Raw genomic sequence first — 18,645 nt, 5'->3', positions numbered from 1 at the left:
AACGCTTGCGGGCCGCGGTGGATGTTGGTGCAGTAGTGGCATGCCTTTCATCGAGCATGGTCGCGGACGCGCCTACTACCGGCACTGGGCCGCGACAGAACCGCGCGCGGCCGTCATCTTCCTGCACGGCTTCGGGGAACACACCGCGTTATATCACCGGTACGGCTTCGCGTTGAACGCCGCCGGGATCGACCTGTGGGCGGTCGATCAGTTCGGCCACGGGCTGACGCCAGGTACGCGCGGCGATTTCGGATCGGTCGACGAGAGTTCGGCGCTCGCCGAGTCGCTCACCGAGCTTGCCGAGGCCGCGCATCCTGGCTTACCCCTGGTGGCACAAGGCCATTCGTTCGGATCGGTGGTCACGTTGTTCCGGCTGCTCGGCCAGCCCGACCGCTACCGGGTGGGCGTCGTCTCCGGTGCGCCGCTGACCCCGATTCCGGAGCTGAACTCCGACAGTGCATTCGAGCTCGACCCCGGCTGGCTGTCGTCTGACCCGTTCTATCTCGACGCGTTGGAGAACGATCCGCTGGCCTTCGTCGACGCCGACGGGGCACCCCTGGCCCGTGAACTCGACAAGGCGTGGGACCGGTTCGGCACCGAGCTGCCTCGACTTGCCGTGCCGACGCTGGCCCTGCACGGTTCGGCGGATCCGATCGCCCCCGTCGCCGGTGTGCGCTCGTATGCCGATCAGGTAGAAGCCTTGCAGCTCAAGGAGTTTCCGGATGCCCGCCACGATCTGATCAACGAGTCGGTACACCGAGAGGTGGCGGGCACGGTGGTGAACTTCATCGACGCGGCGCTGTGACGCGCGACGCCTCGTAGCCCGCGGTCAGCCACCGTACCGTGCGTTCCAGGCTCGGCAGGATGTCGGTGATGGCGATCTCGCCCGCCGCGAACCGTCCGGTGAGGCCGAACACCAGGCTGGACAGGATGCTGTCCAGATCGGCGATGAACGCCTCGTCGACGTCGGCGAGGATCTCCATCCCGGCAGGCACGACGGCATCGAGTCCGCGGCGAACGAGGCGCTCACCACCCGGGGCCGAGCGAGCCCGGGAGTAGGCCATGAGCATGGCCGGGTGCTTCTCCCACGGCTCAAAGATGGTGCGCAGCATGCGCATCAGCCCGCTGTAGAGGGATTCGCCTGCGGCGCGGGTCTGGCCGGCCAGCGGGGAGTACCGATTCTCCGTCATCCAGGCGTCGAGCGCGGCCAGGATCAACTCGTCGCGGTTGGCGTAGTGCTTGTAGATGGTGGCCAGTGACGTCCGTGCCCGCCTGGCGACCTCGCGCAGTTGCACTGCGTCGTAGCCGTCGGTTTCGAGCAGCTCGACGACGATGTCGAGGATCCGGTCAGTAGCCATGTGCACCCCCTTGCCGTCTGCGAGTAACCCAGTTACCGTACTCGATGTAACGAGGTTACTCACCGCGACGAAGCGAGGATACATGGGTTCTTTGGACGGAAAGGTCGCGTTCATCACCGGCGTGGCCCGCGGTCAGGGCCGCAGCCATGCGCTGCGGCTTGCCGCCGACGGCGCCGCCATCATCGGCGTGGACATCTGTGCCGACATCGCGTCCAACGGCTACCCGATGGCAGGCCGCGACGAGCTCGACGAGACCGTCGCACTCGTCGAGGCCAACGGCGGCAAGATGATCGGCACGGTGGCCGACGTCCGGGACTTCCCCGCACTCAAGGCGGCGCTCGATGCCGGAGTCGACCAATTCGGCCGGCTCGACATCGTGTGCGCCAACGCGGGTATCGCCGCCATGGCCTTTCGCGAGCTGAGCATCGAGGAAGACCTGCAGATGTGGACCGACGTCCTCGACGTGAACCTGGTCGGGTCGTTCCACACCGCCAAGGCCGCCATCGGCCATCTCATCGCGGGCGGGCGCGGCGGATCCATCGTGTTCACCAGCTCGACGGCCGGGCTGCGCGGCTTCGGCGGACTGCAGGGCGGCGGCCTCGGATACGCCGCATCCAAGCACGGCATCGTCGGCCTCATGCGCACCCTGGCCAATGCGCTTGCCCCACACAGCATCCGGGTCAACACCGTGCATCCCACCGCAGTCAACACCATGATGGCGGTGAATCCCGCGATGACGGCGTTCCTGGAGAACTACCCCGACGGCGGGCCCCATTTGCAGAACCCGATGCCGGTCTCGCTGCTGGAACCCGAGGACATCAGCGCTGCCATCGCATATCTGGTCTCCGACGCCGCCCGCTACGTCACCGGGGTCACCTTCCCCGTCGACGCCGGATTCACCAACAAATTATGAGCGGACGCGTCGCAGGCAAGCGGGTATTGATCACCGGAGCAGCCCGCGGTATGGGGCGCAGCCACGCGGTGCGCCTCGCCGAAGAGGGTGCTGACGTGATCCTCGTCGACATCTGCGCATCGCTACCCGAGGTCGAATACCCGCTCGCCACGCCCGAGGAACTCGACGAAACCGCGCGACTGGTAACGGAATTGGGCGGCAAGGCCGTCACCGCGGTGGTGGACGTCCGGGACGCCGCAGCACTTGCGGCGGCAGTCGACGACGGCGTGGCCCAGCTCGGCGGGCTCGACGCCGCGGTCGCCAACGCCGGGGTGCTCACCGCCGGGACCTGGGACACCACCACGGCCGAGCAGTGGCGAACGGTGGTCGACGTCAACCTGATCGGAACATGGAACACGTGCGCGGCGGCACTGCCCCACCTCGTCGAGCGCGGCGGCAGCCTGGTCAACATCAGTTCCGCCGCGGGTATCAAAGGGACACCGCTGCACACCCCATACACCGCGTCCAAGCACGGCGTCGTCGGCATGAGCAGGGCGCTGGCCAACGAGCTTGCGGCACACCATGTCCGGGTCAACACCGTGCACCCCACCGGCGTCGAGACCGGGATGCGACCCGACTCCCTGCACAGCCTGCTCATCGAGCAACGGCCCGATCTGGCCCCGCTGTTCGGCAACGCCCTACCGATCGTGATGGCCGAGACCGTCGACATCAGCAATGCCGTGCTGTTCCTGGTGTCCGACGAATCCCGGTACGTCACCGGCCTGGAATTCAAGGTCGATGCGGGCGTAACCATCCGATGAACCGCACCGAACGCGGCCGCCGCGAGTTCACGGAGGTGATGACGTTCGCGCCGCCGCCGGACAGCACCGCCGCCGCATCCGCATTGATCGACTTCGTCTTCGGCGAGGTGTGGCCGCGGCCCGCATTGAGCCGTCGCGACCGCCGATTCGTCACGCTGCCGTGCGTTGCCGCCGCGGATGCCGAAGGCCCGCTGCGCGACCACGTCTACGCGGCATTGAACAGCGGTGACCTCACCATCACCGAAATGCGGGAAACAGTACTGCATTTCGCGGTGTACGGCGGCTGGCCCAAGGCGTCGCGGTTCAACATCACCGTCGACGAGCAGTGGGACCGCATCCACCGCGAGCGGGGTCAACAGCCGCCGCCACCCGAACCGCTGCTGCCATTGCCGACCGCGAGCGATCCGGAGCTGCGGCTTGCCGGTGGGGAGCAGTCCTTCAAGGACATCAACTGCATGCCGTACGCGCCGATCCGCGACAACCCCTATTCCGGCGCCGGCATCCTCAACTTCGTCTTCGGCGAGATGTGGTTGCGCCCCGGGCTCGGCATGAAGGAACGACGGCTGGTCACGGTGGCGTGCGTGGCTTTCCAGGACGCGCCGGTGCCGATCCTGAGCCACGTCTACGCCGCACTGAAGAGCCGCGATGTGTCGTTCGATGAAATGGACGAGGTGGCGCTGCACTTCGCGGCGTATTACGGCTGGCCCAAGGCGTCGCATCTGAATCAGGTGATCGGCGAGCAGAAGCAGCGGGTGCTCGACGAGTGGCGACAGGGTTGACGTGAGCCACACAACACTCCACAATTGTCGTCATGATCGGTCAGAAACCCACAGAAGTGGTCGGTCGTGCTTCCGGTTGAGCGGCACGAGGCGATCATCGACGCGGTGGGCACCGCCCAGGCCGTAAGCACCGACGAGCTGGTCCGCCGACTGGGCGTATCCGCCGAGACCATCCGGCGTGACCTGGCTTTTCTGGAGGAACGCGGGGCCGTGCGCCGCGTGCACGGCGGTGCCGCCGCCGTCACCGAGCGACGCGGAATCGAACCGTCGTTCACCGAGCGGTCGATCATCCGGCACGAGGCCAAAGCGCAACTGGCGCACACTGCCGTCGGGCTGCTCAAGAACGGGCAGACCATCGTCCTCGACATCGGCACCACGGCTGTCGCCGTCGCGCAGGCCATCCCCCGCGGCTTCACCGGAACCGTGATCACCCCGTCACTGCCGGTCGCCGTCGAACTGGCCGACCGGCCCGGGATCGAGGTGCTGGTGGCGGGCGGTCGAGTCCGTGCAGGGGATCTGGCCTGCTCGAATGCCCACACCAAGGCGTTCTTCGCCGATGTCTATGCCGACATCGCGCTGCTGGGCTCCGGAGGGGTCGACGCAACGGCCGGGCTGACCGACTTCCACCTCGACGAAATCGACGTCCGCCGGACCATCATCGCCAACAGCGCATCGAGCTACATCCTCGCAGACTCGTCCAAGCTCGGGCAGGTGGCGCCGTACCGGGTGTGCGAGCTCGCCGCCGTCGACGGCCTCATCACCGATCAAAACACCGCACCGGCTGTTGCAGCAGCCATCGAGGAGACGGGGGGTGTCGTACTCACCGCAGGCCCCAGCGCCTGAAACGGGTGCGGGCGGCGTTGCAGCGCCGCCCGCGGACCGAACCCTGCCCCGAAACAGTCAATTCCAGTCAGAAAGCCCGATCCGATGACAGATTCTTCCACATCACCCGGCGATGGCCGGGTCACCGAATTCGGTTACACGCAGTCGCTCGAACGGTCGACGGGACGGTTCGCATCCTTCGCCGTGGCGTTCGCCTTCGTGTCGATCGCCACCGGCATCTTCACCACCTACGGCAGTGTTCTCACCAGCTCCGGGCCGATGGGGATCTGGACCTGGCCCATCGTGATCGTCGGCCAGCTGGCCGTCGCGCTGCTGATCGGGTCACTGGCCGCGCGCATCCCCGTCACCGGCTACGCCTACCAGTGGGTGTCCCGGCTGGCCAACCCCGTACTGGGCTGGATCACCGGCTGGATCTCGTTCACGTTCCTGGCCATTGTCGTGGTGGCCGTGGACTACACCGTGGCGGCCACCGTGGTGCCCGCGCTGTTCGATTTCACCGGCACACCCGCGACCGCATTCCTGATCACCGCGGGAATCCTCGTGCTGCAGGGGCTGCTGGTCGGCCTGTCGACGAAGTGGACCGAGCGGGTCAACAACTTCGCCGTCACCGCCGAGCTCATCGGCATGGTGGCACTCGTGGTGCTGCTGTTCATCGTCGGCGTCATCGCCCACAAGCTCTCGGTCGGAAACCTGTTCTCCCGCGGCGCCATTCCGGCCGACGGGTACTGGAGCTTCGGCACCGCCACCTCGGCCGGGCCGTGGATGCTGGGTTTCCTGCTCGGCGCGTTCACCATCGTCGGCTTCGAGTCCGCGGCCAACCTCGCCGAGGAGACCAAGAAACCCGAAATCGTCGTGCCCCGGGCCATGTGGCAGGCGGTCCTGGCGTCGGGCGTACTGGGCTTCCTGTTCCTGTTGGTGGTCACCGCTGCAGTGAACGATCCGGCCGCACTGGCCCAGTCTGGCACCCCCATCGCCGACATCATCCGCGACATCCTCGGATCGTTCGTGGGCACCGCGCTGCTGGTACTGGTGGCCATCGCGATCTTCGCGTGCGGTCTGGTCATCCTGATGAGCGGCGTCCGGCTGGTGTGGGCGATGTCGCGGGATCAGCGGTTCCCGGGTTGGCAGGCGCTGCACAAGATCTCGCCGCGGTTCAAGACACCGCTCAACGCCACCGTCACGATGACGGTGATCTCGGCGGTCATCCTCGGCCTGTTCTCCACGAGCACCGACGCCCTGTTCAAGCTGTTCTCGGCGGCCACCCTGCTGCCCGCCATCATCTACGCCATCACGGTGGCGCTGTACATCGCGACCCGGCGCAAGCTGCCGCCGAGCAAGGGCTTCACCCTCGGTCGCTGGGAGACGCCGGTTCTGGTGGTCGCCGTGCTGTGGCTGGTTTTCGTGCTTTCCCTCTTCCGTGACGCCTCGTTCCGGGATCCTTGGCTGTATGCGGTGGTCATGGTGGCGCTCGGCGCGGTCTACCTGTGCTACCTGCTGGTCACCCGCGGCAGGCACGGTCTGAAGATGCCCGAGATGTCCTCGATCGACGCCGAATTCGAGGACGCGGCGTAATGACCGTCCTGGCGATCGACCAAGGCACGTCGGGCACCAAGGCGATCGTCGTCGACCCGGTCGATGGAGTCGTCGGACTGGCCGAGGTCGCGGTGCACCCGCGCTACCTCGACGGGGGCGGCGTCGAGCAGGACCCGGCCGAGCTCCTCGACTCTGTCCTGACAGCCGGCCGTGCCGCCACCGAGCAGGCTGGCCGGCCCATCGACGCGGTGTCGCTGGCCAACCAGGGCGAAACCGTCCTGGCGTGGGATCCCGACACCGGGCGCCCGCTCACCGCGGCGATCGTGTGGCAGGACCGCCGCGCCGAGCCCCTGTGCGCGGCGTTGGGCGAACACCGCGAATTGTTCGCCGCCCGTACTGGTTTGGTGCTCGACTCCTACTTCTCGGCACCGAAGATGGCCTGGCTGCGCCGCAACGTCGAGACCGGCGGCGTGGTCACCACATCGGACACCTGGCTGCTGCATCAGCTCACCGGCGCCTTCGTCACCGACGCCACCACCGCCAGCCGGTCGCTGGCCGTCGAGCTCGGTGCACAGGACTGGAGCACCGAGCTGCTCGGACTGTTCGGCCTCGACGGCGAACGCCTGCCCGCCATCGTGGGCAACGACGAGATGATCGGGACCACAACGGCATTCGGTGCCGAGACCCCGGTCGGCGGCATCGTCGTCGACCAGCAGGCGGCCCTGCTCGCCGAAGGCTGTCTCGACCCGGGAATGGCCAAGTGCACCTTCGGAACCGGCGCCTTCCTGCTCGCGAACACCGGCGACACCCCGGTGCACTCCACGGCCGGGCTGACCTCGTCGGTGGCCTGGCGCACCGGCGGCAAGGACACCTTCTGCGTCGACGGGCAGGTGTACACCGCAGCATCGGCGGTCAAATGGTTGTCCTCGCTGGGCGTCATCAGCGGTGCCGCAGAGATGGATTCGGTCGCCGCCGACGACGCCGGCGGCGTGCTGTGTGTGCCCGCGCTGGCCGGCCTGGCCGCGCCGTGGTGGAAATCCCAAGCCACGGCCACCATCTCGGGGATGTCGCTGTCCACCGGCCGGGGCCACATCGTGCTCGCAGTGCTGCAGGGCATCGCCGCACAGGTCGCCGAACTCGCCTCGGCAATCGACACCGACGCCACCGGTCTGACCCGGCTGCGCGCCGATGGCGGACTGACCCAATCCAAGGTGCTGATGCAGGCGGTCGCCGACATCCTGCAGGTGCCCGTGGACGTGTACCCGTCGGCCCATGCCACCGCGCTGGGCGCCGCGGCGCTGGCGACGCTGAGCCTGCAGCCCGGTCGGTCGGTGCGTGACGTCGTATCGCAATGGACCCCTTCTGCGAGCTACGAGCCCAGCTGGCAACCCGCCCGCGCCGACGAATTCCGTTCCGCGTGGCGCGCATTGGCGGCCACGACCTATCCCCAGGAGACTTCATGAACACCGACTACGACATCGTGGTCATCGGCGGCGGCATCGTCGGGGCCGCGATCGCGCGGGAGCTGTCCGGATACCGGCTATCAGTCGCCCTGCTCGAAGCCCGCGACGACGTGGGCGACGGCACCAGCAAGGCCAACACCGCGATCCTGCACACCGGCTTCGACGCCAAACCCGGCACACTCGAATCGGCGATGGTCAGCCGCGGCTACCAACTGCTCTCCGAGTACGCCAAGCACACCGGCATCCCGGTCGAGCACACCGGCGCCATCCTGGTGGCCTGGGATTCCGAGCAGCTCGACGCACTCCCCGGCCTGCGGGACAAGGCGGTTGCCAACGGCTATGACCGGTGCGAAATCGTCGACGCGGCAGCGGTATACGCGGCGGTACCCAACCTGGGACCGGGTGCGCTGGGCGGCCTGACGGTGCCCGACGAATCCATCATCTGCACATGGACCGTCAACCTGGCGCTGGCCACCGACGCCGTCAACCGCGGCACCGCGCTGCTGCGCGGCCACCGCGTGGAACGGGTCGACGTCACGCCCGACGGCACGACCCTGCACACCACGGCAGGACCGGTCAGCGCCCGCTGGGTGATCAACGCCGCCGGGCTCGGTGCCGACGTGATCGACGGCCTGTTCGGCCACACGCGTTTCACCGTCACGCCGCGCCGCGGCGAATTGATCGTCTACGACAAGCTGGCCCGCCCGCTGGTCGACAAGATCGTGCTGCCGGTCCCCACCGCCCGCGGCAAGGGCGTGCTGGTCAGCCCCACCATCTACGGCAACGTCATGCTCGGGCCCACCTCAGAGGACCTGCAGGACCGGACCGCGACCGGAACCTCCGAGCGCGGTTTCGAATTCCTGCTCGAGAAGGGCCGTGCCCTGATGCCGCGGCTGCTCGACGAGGAGGTCACCGCCACCTACGCCGGGCTGCGCGCGGCCATCGACCACGGCGACTACCTCATCGAGACCGACCCGCAACAGCACTACCTGCTGGTCGGCGGCATCCGCTCCACCGGCCTGACCGCGGGCATGGCCATCGCCGAACATGTTCGCGACCAACTGATCTCGGCCGGGCTCGAGCTGACGGCGCGGAACACCCTGCCGGATCCGCCGGAGATGCCCAACCTCGGCGAGGCCTTTCCCCGGCCCTATCAGCAGACCGAGAGAATCGCGGCCGACCCGGCGTACGGCCGGATCGTGTGCTTCTGCGAACGCGTCACCGAGGGCGAGCTGCGCGACGCCTGCCACGCGGTCGTGCCGCCCGCAGGCCTGGACGGTCTACGCCGCCGCACGCGCGCCATGAACGGACGCTGCCAGGCGTTCTTCTGCGGCGCCGAAGTGAAGACCATTTTCGAGCAGCAATTGGAGCAGAACTCATGAGCAGCACCGACGTCGCGATCATCGGCGGGGGTCCCGCCGGACTGACGGCGGCCGCCGCCCTTGCGAGCGATTCAACACTCAATGTCGTTGTTTTGGAACGGGAATCGGCCGCAGGCGGGATACCGCGGCACAGCGATCATCCCGGCTACGGCATGCGCGATATGAAGACGTTCATCAGCGGGCCGGCCTACGCGCGTCGACTGGTGGCCAACGCCGCGGCTGCGGGAGCCGCCATCCGGACCAACACCATGGTCACCGGTTGGGCCGGTGACCGTTCGCTGGACCTCACGTCCCCGTCCGGCCGGGAACGTCTGGATGCGGGAGCGGTCATCCTGGCCACCGGAGCCCGGGAACGCCCGCGGCCGGCGCGGATGATCCCGGGCGACCGGCCTGCCGGCGTGTACACCACCGGCCATCTGCAGAACGTCGTACACCTCAAGCACGGCACGGTCGGTCGCCGCGCCGTGGTGGTCGGTGCCGAACTGGTCAGCTACTCCGCAGTGCTCACCCTCAAGCACGCCGGATGCCAGACCGCGCTGATGACCACCGAGTACCGCACGCCCGAGTCGTACGCGGTGTTCAACCTCGCAGGCCGGACTCCCCTGCTCGGTGTCGACATCGCCACCCGCACCCGGGTCACCCACATCATCGGCAAACCCGTGGTCGAAGGCGTCGAGATCGAGAACCTCGACACCGGAGAACGCCGGGTGATCGATTGCGACACCGTGGTTTTCACCGGAGACTGGATCCCCGATCACGAGCTCGCCCGGTCCGGTGGCCTGGACATCGACCCGGGCACGCTCGGACCCGTCGTCGACACCGCCCTGCGCACCAGCCGCGACGGTGTCTTCGCGATCGGCAACCTGCTGCACCCGGTCGACACCGCCGACATCGCCGCCCTCGACGGGCGCCACGTGGCCGCTCAGGTGCGCCGCTATCTGGGCGGTCACCGGCCGGCGCAGGACGGCATCCGCATCCAGGCCGATGCACCGCTGCGGTGGGTGGCCCCGACCCTGCTGCGCCCCGGGGACCCGGCACCGGCGCGTGGCCGGCTGCTGCTGTGGACCGACGCGCTGGTCCGCGTCCCCAAAGTCGTTGCCCGCCAGGACGGCCGGGTGATCGGCCGGAAGACGCTGCCGTGGCCGGCGTCGCCGGGGCGCGTGTTCCGGGTGCCGTCGAGCATTCTGCGGGCCGCCGATCCGCACGGCGGCACGGTCACTCTGTCGTTGTGAACTCGATATGTAGTTCGGTGAGGCCGCGCAGCAGGAACGTCGGTTCGTAGCGGTAGTTCCGGTTGCCGGCCGGGCCGTGCGCGGCTTCACTGATCGTGATGTCGCGCATCCGATCCAGCAGACGGTGGACGGTGATCTGACCCTCCACCCGGGCCAGTGGCGCGCCGGCGCAGGTATGGATGCCCCGCCCGAAGGCGATGTGCTCGCGGACATTCGGCCGGTCGATGCGGAACTGATCGGGGTCGGGGAATTTCCGCGGGTCTCGGTTCGCCGCACCGAGGCACAGCATCAGCACCGTGCCGGCCTTGATCGCAACCCCGCCGAGCGTGGTGGTCTTGCGGGCCAGTCGGAAGTCGATCTTGGTGGGACTCTGGATGCGCAGGGCCTCCTCGATGAACGCCGGGATCTCGGCGGGGTTGGCGCGCAGCCGCTGCTGGAACTCGGGATGGTCGCCCAAGGTCTGCACCGCGGCGCTGAGCAGTTTGGTCACGGTCTCCTGGCCCGCCGCGAAGAGGAACGTCGCCGGGCGCACGACCTCGAGCAACTCCGGGACCGATCCATCCGGATACGTCGCACATGCCATGCCGCCCAGCACATCTGCGCGCGGCCCTCGTCGCCGTTCGGCGATGTAGCCGCTGAACTTGTCGTCGAGGTACTGCAAGGGGTTGAGCCCCACGGGCTCTCCGTCGAGTGCGCCGACGCGGCTGCCGGGCTGTTTGCCCGCACCCAGCGCGAGCCGGAACTCGGCACGGTCTTCCTCCGGGACGCCGAGCAGGTCGGTGATGGCCAAAGTCGCGAAGGGCTTGGCATATTCACTGAGGAACTCGCAACGGCCGTTGGCGATGAACTCGTCGAGTTGGTGGTCGGCCAGTTGCCACATGTAGTCCTCGTTCTCCTTGAGCCGCCGCGGGGTCAGCAGCTTGGAGAGCAGTGAGCGGGCCCGCTCGTGCTGCGGCGGGTCCATCACCACCATGTGCTCGAAGATCGGGAACTCGTGGCGGTGTGCCTCGATCTGCTCGGTGATGTCGTCGCCTTCCGGCTCGAACGGCAGCGGTGGAAACGGGCCACCGATCGCGTTGACCGCCGAGAACGAGTCGGTGTCCTTGAAGGCCGCCATCACCTCCTGATATCCGGTGACGGCCACGACGCCGTGGTGCGGTTCGGCGACCACCGGCCCCTGGCTGCGCAGGTACTCGTAGTACTCGTAGGGGTCCTGGGCGAGCGCCGGATCCGAGAAGTAGTCGGCGGCGGCGAGATCGGTCATGTCAACGGCCTTTCGTGGGACGGGGTTCGAGTGAGATGGCCTGCCGGGGGCATGCGTCGACGGCAGCCTTCGCTTTGTCCTGCAACGTATCTGGAACGGTCGTCGCACAGGTGGCGACGTCGTCGTCGCCGAGGTCGAACACCTCGGCCGCCAGCTCGATGCACAGTGCGTGCCCTTCGCACAGGTCCGGGTCGACCCGTACATGGACGCTTCTCGATTCCTCCGACATCGGATCAACTCCATAATTTAATCGACCGATCAAACTGCTAGGGTGGCTCATGCCACGTCAGGCCAGAGACTCCGACGCCGGTACGCGCCAGCGCTTGATCGAGGCGACGGCCCAGATCATGCGCGACGATGGATATGCCGCGGCGACGTCCCGGCACGTGGCGGCCAGGGTCGGGGTGAAGTCGGCGCTGGTGTACTACTACTTCGCGACCATGGACGACCTGTACCTCGCGGTGTTGCGCAGCGGAGCCGATGCCGCGCTGGCCCGCATGCGCGAGGCGCTCACCGACACCGATCCGCTGCGGGCACTGTGGTTGATCAACACCGATTCCCGGCTGACCGGGCTCAATCTCGAGTTCATGGCGCTCGCCAACCACCGCAAGGTCATCGGCGCCGAACTCAAGGCCTTCTCCGAACGCGTCCGCGACATCGAAACCGCCGCCATGGCCATGGTTTTGCGCGCCCACGGCATCGACATGGAGGAGTATCCCCCGGTGGTGATGTCGATGCTGCTGACCCAGACCGCGCGCGGCATCTGCTACGAGGACGCGGTCGGGGTGACGCAGGGACACGACGAGTTCCACGCCTTCGTCGAACGGATGCTGCACCGATTCGGCTCGGCCGCAACTACTTGAGCATGCTGCCGGCATCGACGGTCACCGGTAGGCCTGTGACGTAACGCGACTCGTCGGAGGCCAGGAACAGCACGGCATTGCTGATGTCGACGGGTTCCACCCAGCCGACGGGCAGTACGTGCATCAACTTGGCAACCACGGCCATGTCGTCGGGCCCCGGGTTCTCCAGGTCCGGACGGAACAGCTTCATGGTCCCGTCGTTCATGAACATCGGGGTGTTGACGTTGGTGGGATGCACCGAGTTCACCCGAATCGAATGCTGCCCCAACTCGATTGCGAAGGTACGCATCAAGCCGACCACCCCGTGCTTGGCCGCGATGTAGTGGCCGGTGTTCGGATAGGCCTTGAGGCCGCCGACTGAGCTCGTCAGAATGATCGACCCGCCGCGGCCTCCTGAAAGCAGATGCGGTACACCGGCTTTCACCGTCTTCCAGACGCCGGTCAGGTTCACCCCGATCATGTCGTCCCAGTCTTGTTCGCTGGTCTTGTCCAGCGTCTCGCCGCCGTTGCCGATACCCGCATTGGCCACGATGATGTCAAGGCCGCCGAGCTGCTCGACCCCGCCCGCCACGGCAGCCTTGAGGGCCTCGAAGTCGCGCACGTCGACCTCGGCGGTGACGATCCGGCGGTCGAGGCCTTTGATGAGGTTCGCCGTTTGGGCCAGGTCGTCGGGCGTCGACGCCGGGATCACGCTGTTGCTGCTGACCGGCCGGCAGACGTCGACCGCGATGATGTCCGCGCCTTCCTGCGCCAGGCGCACCGCGTGGCTGCGGCCCTGGCCCCGCGCCGCGCCCGTGATGAAGGCGACCTTGCCCTCGACCCGTCCCGCCATCATCAGCCTTTCGTCGATTTGATCACTCGATCAAACTTTTGCATCCGCGAGATGCACTGTCAAGGACTGTTTTGATCGACCGATCAGGACCTCGTGGGCTCGCCAAACTGCCGCCATACCACGGTACGGCCAGAAATAGGGGGCTACCTAGGGCAACTAAGTTAGGTTAGACATACCTATTGTCTCTCAGGTAAATCTCAGCTAGCGTCCGTCATCGCCGCCGCTGGGCGGTATGACAACCAACAAGGAGCTCCTGTGCAACTCGCAGTTCATCCGGCACCATCGGCTGGCCGCATGAAGAACAAATTCCTGATGGGCAGCGTCGCGGTACTGGGTGCCGGCGCCATCGCCGTGAATCCGGTGGCAACGAGCCCGACATTGCTCGAGGCTCAGCACCGGGCGGTGCAGCTCGTGGCCGATGTCACGGGATCACCGGCCGAGGTGTACCAGGGCATCCTCACCGACACGGTCTCGAATCTCACTGCGCTGGGCGAGAACTGGATGGCCAACCCGTTCCCGCTGCTGAGCCAGATCGCCGCGAACCAGACCGGCTACGCCGAACAGATCGGCACCGCCATCCAGTCCATCCCCACGGTGCTGCAGAACTGGTACGAGAACGGCAAGGGAGAGTCGAAGCCCGGCGCCGAATACCTGGCCAACGCGGCGGCCGCCATCGAAGCCGGTGACTTCAACACCGCCTACGACAACATCAACCGGTTCATGCTGTTCGGCCTGCAGAACCTGGCGGCACCGCTCACCGGCATCTTCCTGTCCTCGACCGACAGGACGACCGGCGAATACCAGGCCGGGATCCCCGAGCAGATGGCACAGAACTTCGCCGACGCCGTGGCGGTGGTGTTCAGCTCGACCACCATGCTGACCGGTGTTTTCCAGTCCGTCTTCGCTCCGCTCAGCGGCGCGGCATGGGAAGCATCGCGCGCCAACGAAGCGATCTCGACCGCTCTGGCCTCGGGAGACGCGCAAGGCGCCGTCACCGCCCTGGTGAACACCCCTGGCGTCATCCTGAACGCCATCGTCAACGGATTCGACTACCAGGACGGCGACACCACGGCACCGTGGGCGGGCCTGCTGACCGGCTGCATCGGCAAGACCGGACGGTGCGGTTCGGGCGCTCTCGAGCAGCTGCTGATCACCATCCCGACCAAGATCGCCACGGCCATCGCCAATCCCACCACGACGGGCAGCCTGACGACCGCGAGCCTGCTGTCGACGACCAGCCTGGCGACTGCCCCGGTCCCGGCCGGTACGGCTACGACGGTCGACACGACCGACGCCGCCGAGACTGTCGAGACTGCGACGACGCCTGCCCTGGCAGCCGCTCCGAGCACCGGCAGCACCGCCAAGGCCGCGGTGGCCACCACCACGACCGCCGCAAGCACCGACGTCGACACCGAAAGCGATGCCACCACAACGAAACCGGCTGCGGGCACCAAGTCCAAGCTGGCCGGCAAGACCGCCAGTGATCGACTGAACGCGACCGTCAAGAACCTGACCGACAAGGTCAAGGGCGCGACGAGCAAGCCCACCAAGTCCGCCACCGGAGCCGCCGCCTCGTCGACCGCATCGGACAAGGCGACCAAGAGCGACAGCTCGACCGGCAAGCACGCCAAGAAGGAGTCGAAGAAGGACTCGGGCAGCAAGTCCGATTCCTGAGCCCCACAACACCAACCGGGCCCCGACATGTCGGGGCCCGGTTCGTGTTGGTTAAAGCCAGGTGTCGTCAGTAGCGGTGGTGAGGAACGCCTCCAGATCGTTGCGCCACGTGGCCGGCGTGTTCTTGTCCGGCTCTATCCCGGTGTATTCACCGCGGTAGAACAGCAGCGGCCGAGGTTTACGTTTGGGCACCTCCGACATGCCGTGCACCGCACCGAACACCACGAAATGGTCGCCGCCGTCATGCACCGACGCCACCGAGCAGTCGATGTGCGCCAACGAACCCTTGATGATCGGAGAGCCGAGTTCTGAAGGCTGCCAATCGATCCCGGCGAACTTGTCAGGTTCCTTGGAGCCGAAGCGCGCCGAGACGTGCTGCTGATCCTCGTGCAGCATGTTGACGCAGAACCGGCCGCTGGCCTCGATGGACTGCCACGACCGCGACACCTTGGTGGGGCAGAACAGCACCAGCGGCGGATCCAACGACAACGCCGCGAACGACTGGCAGGCGAACCCGATCGGGACGTCCTCGTGCACGGTGGTGATGATCGTGATGCCCGTGCAGAACTGACCGAGCACATTGCGGAACGTGCGGGGGTCGACGGTGACGCTCATCGCTGCTCTCGACTCTTCGCGCAAGCGCTCATCGCTACTTGAAGCCGACGGAAAAGTCGTGCCCCCACAGGCTGACCGCCGTCGATTCCCGGGCCACCCAGTCGTTATCGTCGACTTCTAGCCCCTCACAACCGAATTCGATGTCGAAACCGCCCGGTGTCTTCATGTAGAAGGACAGCATCTTGTCGTTGACGTGGCGGCCCAGCGTCGCCGACATCTTCACCTTGCGGCGCAGCGCACGGTCCAGACACAGGCCCACGTCATCGGCCTCGCCCACCTCGACCATCAGATGCACGATGCCGCTGGGTGTCTGGCCCGGCATGAACGCCAGGCTGTGATGGCGCGGGTTGACCCCGAGGAAGCGCAGCCAGGCCGGCTCCCCGTCGGCGGGGCGGCCCACCAACTGCGGCGGCAGCCGCATCGAGTCCCGCAGGTGGAAGCCGAGCACGTCGCGGTAGAACCGCAGGGTTTCGGCGTCATCCTTGGTCGTCAGCACCACATGGCCGAGCCCCTGCTCCTCGGTGACGAACTTGTGCCCGTACGGGCTGACGACGCGACGGTGCTCGAGTGCGACACCGTGGAACACCTCGAGAGTGTTGCCCGACGGGTCGTCGAACACGATCATCTCGTCGACGCGGCGGTCGGTCAGCTCGGTGGCGGTGGCTTCCTTGTAGGGGACGCCGTTGGCCTCGAGCCGATGGCGGATGTCCTGCAGTTCAGCGGCATTCGCGGTTTCCCAGCCGGACTCCAGCAGCCGGTCGTGGTCCCCGGGGACGATGATCAACCGGGCGGGAAATTCGTCCATCCGTAGGTAGAGCGCGCCCTCGGTCTGGCCCTTGCCCTCGACCATGCCGAGCACCTTCAGGCCGTACTCGCGCCAGGCCGCGATGTCGGTGGCCTCGATGCGCAGGTACCCCAGCGATTTGATGCTCATGGGCTAGCCTCCCAGGAAATCGATGGTGAGCTTGTTGAACTCGTCGAACTTCTCCACCTGTGCCCAGTGTCCACATTGCCCGAAAACGTGCAATTGCACCCGCGGAATCTGCTTGACCGCAACGAGTGCGCCGTCGAGCGGGTTGACCCGGTCTTCGCGACCCCAGATGAGCAGCACCGGCTGGCGCAGCTTGTACACCTCGCGCCACATCATGCCGAGCTCGAAATCCGGGCCGGCGAAGGACTTCCCCATCGCGCGGGCAGCGGCCAGTGACTCGGGCCTGCTCGCGATCTCGAACCGCTCGTCGATCAGCTCAGGCGTCACGAGCTTCTGGTCGAAGACCATGATGCGCAGGAAGCGCTCCATGTTCTCGCGCGTCGGGTCGGCGGTGAACTTGCCGAGCAGCTTGACGCCCTCGGTGGGGTCGGGCGCGAACAGGTTGACCGAAAGGCCACCCGGGCCCATCAGCACGAGCTTGCCAGCCCGGTCCGGGTAGTCGAGCGCGAACCGCACCGCGGTGCCGCCGCCGAGAGAGTTGCCCAGCAGCGGAATCCGGCCCTGCAGACCGAGATGGTCGAACAGCCCCAGCAGCGCCTTGGCGCTGTAGCGGTTGTACTGCTCGTGCTCGGTGAGCTTGTCCGAGTGGCCGTAGCCCGGCTGGTCGACGGCGAGCACATGGAAGTGCTCGGCCAGCACGGCGATGTTGCGGCCGAAGTTCGACCAGCTGGACGCCCCTGGCCCACCGCCGTGCAGCAGCACGATGGTCTGGGCCGACGGATCACCGGCCTCGTGGTAGTGCAGCCGCAGGTCCAGATCGCCTGCCTTGACCTGGGCGTAGCGCGACGTCGATTCGAACGTGATCTCTTGTGTGGCAGTCATATCAGACCATCGTGTCCGCGGGCGGGAGACCGAACTCGTTGTTGCCGAAGATCATGTACGCGCGCTCGGGATCGTTCGCGGCGTGCACCCGGCCTGCGTGCGCATCACGCCAGAAGCGTTGCAGCGGAGCGGTGTTGGCCAAGGCGGTGGCGCCCGCCGATTCGAAGAGCCGGTCGATCGATGCGATCGCACGGCCGGTGGCCCGCACCTGATCGCGGCGGGCGCGGGTGCGCAACTCGAACGGGATCTCCTTGCCCGCCTGCAGCAAGGCGTACTCGTCGCCCACGTTGCCGATCAGCTGGCGCCACGCGGCGTCGATGTCGCTGGCGGCCTCGGCGATGCGGACCTTGGCGAACGGATCGTCCTTGCCCTTCTCCCCTGCGAACGCCGCACGTACGCGCTTGCCCTGGTGCTCGACGTGAGCGGCGTACGCGCCGTAGGCCATCCCGACGATCGGAGCCGAGATGGTGGTGGGATGCACCGTGCCCCAAGGCATCTTGTACACCGCTGCGGTGTTGGTCTGGTACCCGCCCGCGGTGCCGTCGTTCATCGACTTGTAGGACAGGAACCGGTGCTTGGGTACGAAGACGTCTTTGACGACGATTGTGTTGCTGCCGGTGCCACGCAGACCGACCACATGCCAGACGTCATCAATCCGGTAGTCACTGATGGGGATGAGGAAGCTGCCGAAGTCGACCGGACGGCCGTCCTTGATCACCGGGCCACCCAGGAACGCCCAGGTGGCGTGGTCACAGCCCGACGACCAGTTCCACGAACCGTTGACGAGATAGCCGTCGCCGGCCTCGGTCACCACGCCCGCACCCATCGGCGCATACGAGGAGGACACCCGCACCGACGTGTCTTCGCCCCACACCTCTTCCTGCGCCCGCTGGTCGAACAGAGCCAGGTGCCAGTTGTGCACGCCGATGATCGAGCTGACCCAGCCGGTGGATCCGCAGGCGCTGGCAAGGCGGCGTACCGCCTCGTAGAACACCGTCGGGTCGCACTGCAGGCCGCCCCATTGCTCGGGCTGCAGCAGCTTGAAGAATCCGATCTCTTCGAGCGCGTCGATCGACTCCTGCGGGATCTTCCGCAGGTCCTCTGTGGCCTGTGCCCGCTCCCGCAGCGCGGGCAGCAGGTCATCGATGCCGGCGAGGACCGCCTGCACGTCGCGCTGTTCAATGGACGTCACTGAATTGCCTCCTGGATCGAGATCCACAACTAGACAGAGATTAGAACACGTTTTAATTTGTGTCGAGCAGCGCCGAGCTGCGGACGCTG

Annotated in this window: 19 protein-coding genes; 11 read left to right on the top strand and 8 right to left on the bottom strand. The window is 66.9% G+C overall.

What is annotated here, in order from left to right; genetic code table 11:
- The first annotated feature begins 40 nt into the window (after nt 1-40).
- Nucleotides 41-805, top strand: coding sequence for an alpha/beta fold hydrolase (locus BTO20_RS04465; RefSeq protein ID WP_087073728.1), 765 nt, complete (start codon nt 41-43; stop codon nt 803-805).
- Here the strand turns inward: BTO20_RS04465 and BTO20_RS04460 are convergent.
- Nucleotides 786-1,358, bottom strand: a complete 573-nt coding sequence (locus tag BTO20_RS04460) for a TetR family transcriptional regulator (RefSeq protein ID WP_087073726.1) — start codon at nt 1,356-1,358, stop codon at nt 786-788. The two genes, BTO20_RS04465 and BTO20_RS04460, sit on opposite strands and share 20 nt — an antisense overlap.
- An 82-nt stretch (nt 1,359-1,440) precedes the next feature.
- Here BTO20_RS04460 and BTO20_RS04455 point away from each other — a divergent pair, with 82 nt between their 5' ends.
- The 8 genes from BTO20_RS04455 (at nt 1,441) to BTO20_RS04420 (ending at nt 10,303) form a co-directional block, all read left to right on the top strand.
- Nucleotides 1,441-2,271, top strand: coding sequence for a mycofactocin-coupled SDR family oxidoreductase (locus BTO20_RS04455; protein WP_087073724.1), 831 nt, complete (start codon nt 1,441-1,443; stop codon nt 2,269-2,271).
- Nucleotides 2,268-3,071 (top strand): mycofactocin-coupled SDR family oxidoreductase, encoded by an 804-nt coding sequence (locus BTO20_RS04450; RefSeq protein WP_087073722.1) that lies wholly within the window; start codon nt 2,268-2,270, stop codon nt 3,069-3,071. Before BTO20_RS04455 ends, BTO20_RS04450 begins: the two co-directional genes overlap by 4 nt.
- Nucleotides 3,068-3,850, top strand: coding sequence for a carboxymuconolactone decarboxylase family protein (locus BTO20_RS04445; RefSeq protein ID WP_087073720.1), 783 nt, complete (start codon nt 3,068-3,070; stop codon nt 3,848-3,850). The genes BTO20_RS04450 and BTO20_RS04445 overlap by 4 nt, the downstream gene beginning before the upstream one ends.
- 66 nt (nt 3,851-3,916) lie before the next feature.
- Nucleotides 3,917-4,693, top strand: a complete 777-nt coding sequence (locus BTO20_RS04440; protein WP_087073718.1) for a DeoR/GlpR family DNA-binding transcription regulator — start codon at nt 3,917-3,919, stop codon at nt 4,691-4,693.
- A gap of 84 nt (nt 4,694-4,777) precedes the next feature.
- Nucleotides 4,778-6,265 (top strand): amino acid permease, encoded by a 1,488-nt coding sequence (locus BTO20_RS04435; protein WP_087073716.1) that lies wholly within the window; start codon nt 4,778-4,780, stop codon nt 6,263-6,265.
- Nucleotides 6,265-7,689 (top strand): FGGY family carbohydrate kinase, encoded by a 1,425-nt coding sequence (locus BTO20_RS04430; RefSeq protein ID WP_087073714.1) that lies wholly within the window; start codon nt 6,265-6,267, stop codon nt 7,687-7,689. The genes BTO20_RS04435 and BTO20_RS04430 overlap by 1 nt, the downstream gene beginning before the upstream one ends.
- Nucleotides 7,686-9,071 carry an NAD(P)/FAD-dependent oxidoreductase gene (locus BTO20_RS04425; RefSeq protein ID WP_087073712.1) on the top strand — a complete coding sequence of 462 codons (1,386 nt, stop codon included), beginning with the start codon at nt 7,686-7,688 and terminating at the stop codon, nt 9,069-9,071. The genes BTO20_RS04430 and BTO20_RS04425 overlap by 4 nt, the downstream gene beginning before the upstream one ends.
- Entirely contained in the window at nt 9,068-10,303 is a 1,236-nt protein-coding gene (locus tag BTO20_RS04420; protein ID WP_087073710.1) for an NAD(P)/FAD-dependent oxidoreductase, read from the top strand. The genes BTO20_RS04425 and BTO20_RS04420 overlap by 4 nt, the downstream gene beginning before the upstream one ends.
- Here BTO20_RS04420 and BTO20_RS04415 read toward each other — a convergent pair.
- Nucleotides 10,287-11,567 carry a cytochrome P450 gene (locus BTO20_RS04415; protein ID WP_087073708.1) on the bottom strand — a complete coding sequence of 427 codons (1,281 nt, stop codon included), beginning with the start codon at nt 11,565-11,567 and terminating at the stop codon, nt 10,287-10,289. The genes BTO20_RS04420 and BTO20_RS04415 overlap by 17 nt on opposite strands.
- 1 nt (nt 11,568) lies before the next feature.
- Nucleotides 11,569-11,796, bottom strand: coding sequence for a ferredoxin (locus tag BTO20_RS04410; protein ID WP_087073706.1), 228 nt, complete (start codon nt 11,794-11,796; stop codon nt 11,569-11,571).
- Nucleotides 11,797-11,845: 49 nt separating this feature from the next.
- Between BTO20_RS04410 and BTO20_RS04405 the strand changes: the two genes are divergently transcribed.
- Entirely contained in the window at nt 11,846-12,430 is a 585-nt protein-coding gene (locus tag BTO20_RS04405) for a TetR/AcrR family transcriptional regulator (RefSeq protein WP_087073704.1), read from the top strand.
- On the opposite strand, the gene BTO20_RS04400 is transcribed toward BTO20_RS04405, so the two are convergent.
- Nucleotides 12,423-13,262: a mycofactocin-coupled SDR family oxidoreductase gene (locus tag BTO20_RS04400; RefSeq protein ID WP_087081596.1), complete on the bottom strand. Its 840-nt coding sequence runs from the start codon at nt 13,260-13,262 to the stop codon at nt 12,423-12,425. The two genes, BTO20_RS04405 and BTO20_RS04400, sit on opposite strands and share 8 nt — an antisense overlap.
- Nucleotides 13,263-13,556: 294 nt before the next feature.
- On the opposite strand from BTO20_RS04400, the gene BTO20_RS04395 reads away from it, so the two are divergent.
- Nucleotides 13,557-14,936, top strand: coding sequence for a hypothetical protein (locus tag BTO20_RS04395; protein WP_087073702.1), 1,380 nt, complete (start codon nt 13,557-13,559; stop codon nt 14,934-14,936).
- A gap of 51 nt (nt 14,937-14,987) precedes the next feature.
- On the opposite strand, the gene hsaB is transcribed toward BTO20_RS04395, so the two are convergent.
- The 4 genes from hsaB to hsaA are packed head-to-tail and all read right to left on the bottom strand — an operon-like array spanning nt 14,988 to nt 18,556.
- The gene (gene hsaB, locus BTO20_RS04390) at nt 14,988-15,551 is read right to left on the bottom strand and encodes a 3-hydroxy-9,10-secoandrosta-1,3,5(10)-triene-9,17-dione monooxygenase reductase subunit (protein WP_087073700.1); all 564 of its coding nucleotides are present in this window, start codon (nt 15,549-15,551) and stop codon (nt 14,988-14,990) included.
- Nucleotides 15,552-15,585: 34 nt separating this feature from the next.
- Nucleotides 15,586-16,485, bottom strand: coding sequence for an iron-dependent extradiol dioxygenase HsaC (hsaC, locus tag BTO20_RS04385; protein WP_087073698.1), 900 nt, complete (start codon nt 16,483-16,485; stop codon nt 15,586-15,588).
- Nucleotides 16,486-16,488: 3 nt separating this feature from the next.
- Complete coding sequence (gene hsaD / locus BTO20_RS04380; RefSeq protein WP_087073696.1) at nt 16,489-17,364, bottom strand: 4,5:9,10-diseco-3-hydroxy-5,9,17-trioxoandrosta-1(10),2-diene-4-oate hydrolase; 876 nt, start codon at nt 17,362-17,364, stop codon at nt 16,489-16,491.
- 1 nt (nt 17,365) lies between these two features.
- Nucleotides 17,366-18,556: a 3-hydroxy-9,10-secoandrosta-1,3,5(10)-triene-9,17-dione monooxygenase oxygenase subunit gene (gene hsaA, locus BTO20_RS04375; RefSeq protein WP_087081594.1), complete on the bottom strand. Its 1,191-nt coding sequence runs from the start codon at nt 18,554-18,556 to the stop codon at nt 17,366-17,368.
- Between the last annotated feature and the right edge of the window lie 89 nt (nt 18,557-18,645).

Origin of the sequence: Mycobacterium dioxanotrophicus, from assembly GCF_002157835.1 — a bacterium.
Classification (GTDB): Bacteria; Actinomycetota; Actinomycetes; order Mycobacteriales; family Mycobacteriaceae; genus Mycobacterium; species Mycobacterium dioxanotrophicus.
This window is presented reverse-complemented; position numbering and strand designations above follow the sequence as displayed.

What these genes read in the sequence shown, in the direction of transcription:
- BTO20_RS04465 (WP_087073728.1), top strand. Translation starts at nt 41, where the DNA reads ATGCCTTTCATCGAGCATGGTCGCGGACGCGCCTACTACCGGCACTGG.
- BTO20_RS04460 (WP_087073726.1), bottom strand. Translation starts at nt 1,358, where the DNA reads ATGGCTACTGACCGGATCCTCGACATCGTCGTCGAGCTGCTCGAAACC.
- BTO20_RS04455 (WP_087073724.1), top strand. Translation starts at nt 1,441, where the DNA reads ATGGGTTCTTTGGACGGAAAGGTCGCGTTCATCACCGGCGTGGCCCGC.
- BTO20_RS04450 (WP_087073722.1), top strand. Translation starts at nt 2,268, where the DNA reads ATGAGCGGACGCGTCGCAGGCAAGCGGGTATTGATCACCGGAGCAGCC.
- BTO20_RS04445 (WP_087073720.1), top strand. Translation starts at nt 3,068, where the DNA reads ATGAACCGCACCGAACGCGGCCGCCGCGAGTTCACGGAGGTGATGACG.
- BTO20_RS04435 (WP_087073716.1), top strand. Translation starts at nt 4,778, where the DNA reads ATGACAGATTCTTCCACATCACCCGGCGATGGCCGGGTCACCGAATTC.
- BTO20_RS04430 (WP_087073714.1), top strand. Translation starts at nt 6,265, where the DNA reads ATGACCGTCCTGGCGATCGACCAAGGCACGTCGGGCACCAAGGCGATC.
- BTO20_RS04425 (WP_087073712.1), top strand. Translation starts at nt 7,686, where the DNA reads ATGAACACCGACTACGACATCGTGGTCATCGGCGGCGGCATCGTCGGG.
- BTO20_RS04420 (WP_087073710.1), top strand. Translation starts at nt 9,068, where the DNA reads ATGAGCAGCACCGACGTCGCGATCATCGGCGGGGGTCCCGCCGGACTG.
- BTO20_RS04415 (WP_087073708.1), bottom strand. Translation starts at nt 11,567, where the DNA reads ATGACCGATCTCGCCGCCGCCGACTACTTCTCGGATCCGGCGCTCGCC.
- BTO20_RS04410 (WP_087073706.1), bottom strand. Translation starts at nt 11,796, where the DNA reads ATGTCGGAGGAATCGAGAAGCGTCCATGTACGGGTCGACCCGGACCTG.
- BTO20_RS04405 (WP_087073704.1), top strand. Translation starts at nt 11,846, where the DNA reads ATGCCACGTCAGGCCAGAGACTCCGACGCCGGTACGCGCCAGCGCTTG.
- BTO20_RS04400 (WP_087081596.1), bottom strand. Translation starts at nt 13,262, where the DNA reads ATGGCGGGACGGGTCGAGGGCAAGGTCGCCTTCATCACGGGCGCGGCG.
- BTO20_RS04395 (WP_087073702.1), top strand. Translation starts at nt 13,557, where the DNA reads ATGAAGAACAAATTCCTGATGGGCAGCGTCGCGGTACTGGGTGCCGGC.
- hsaB (WP_087073700.1), bottom strand. Translation starts at nt 15,551, where the DNA reads ATGAGCGTCACCGTCGACCCCCGCACGTTCCGCAATGTGCTCGGTCAG.
- hsaC (WP_087073698.1), bottom strand. Translation starts at nt 16,485, where the DNA reads ATGAGCATCAAATCGCTGGGGTACCTGCGCATCGAGGCCACCGACATC.
- hsaD (WP_087073696.1), bottom strand. Translation starts at nt 17,364, where the DNA reads ATGACTGCCACACAAGAGATCACGTTCGAATCGACGTCGCGCTACGCC.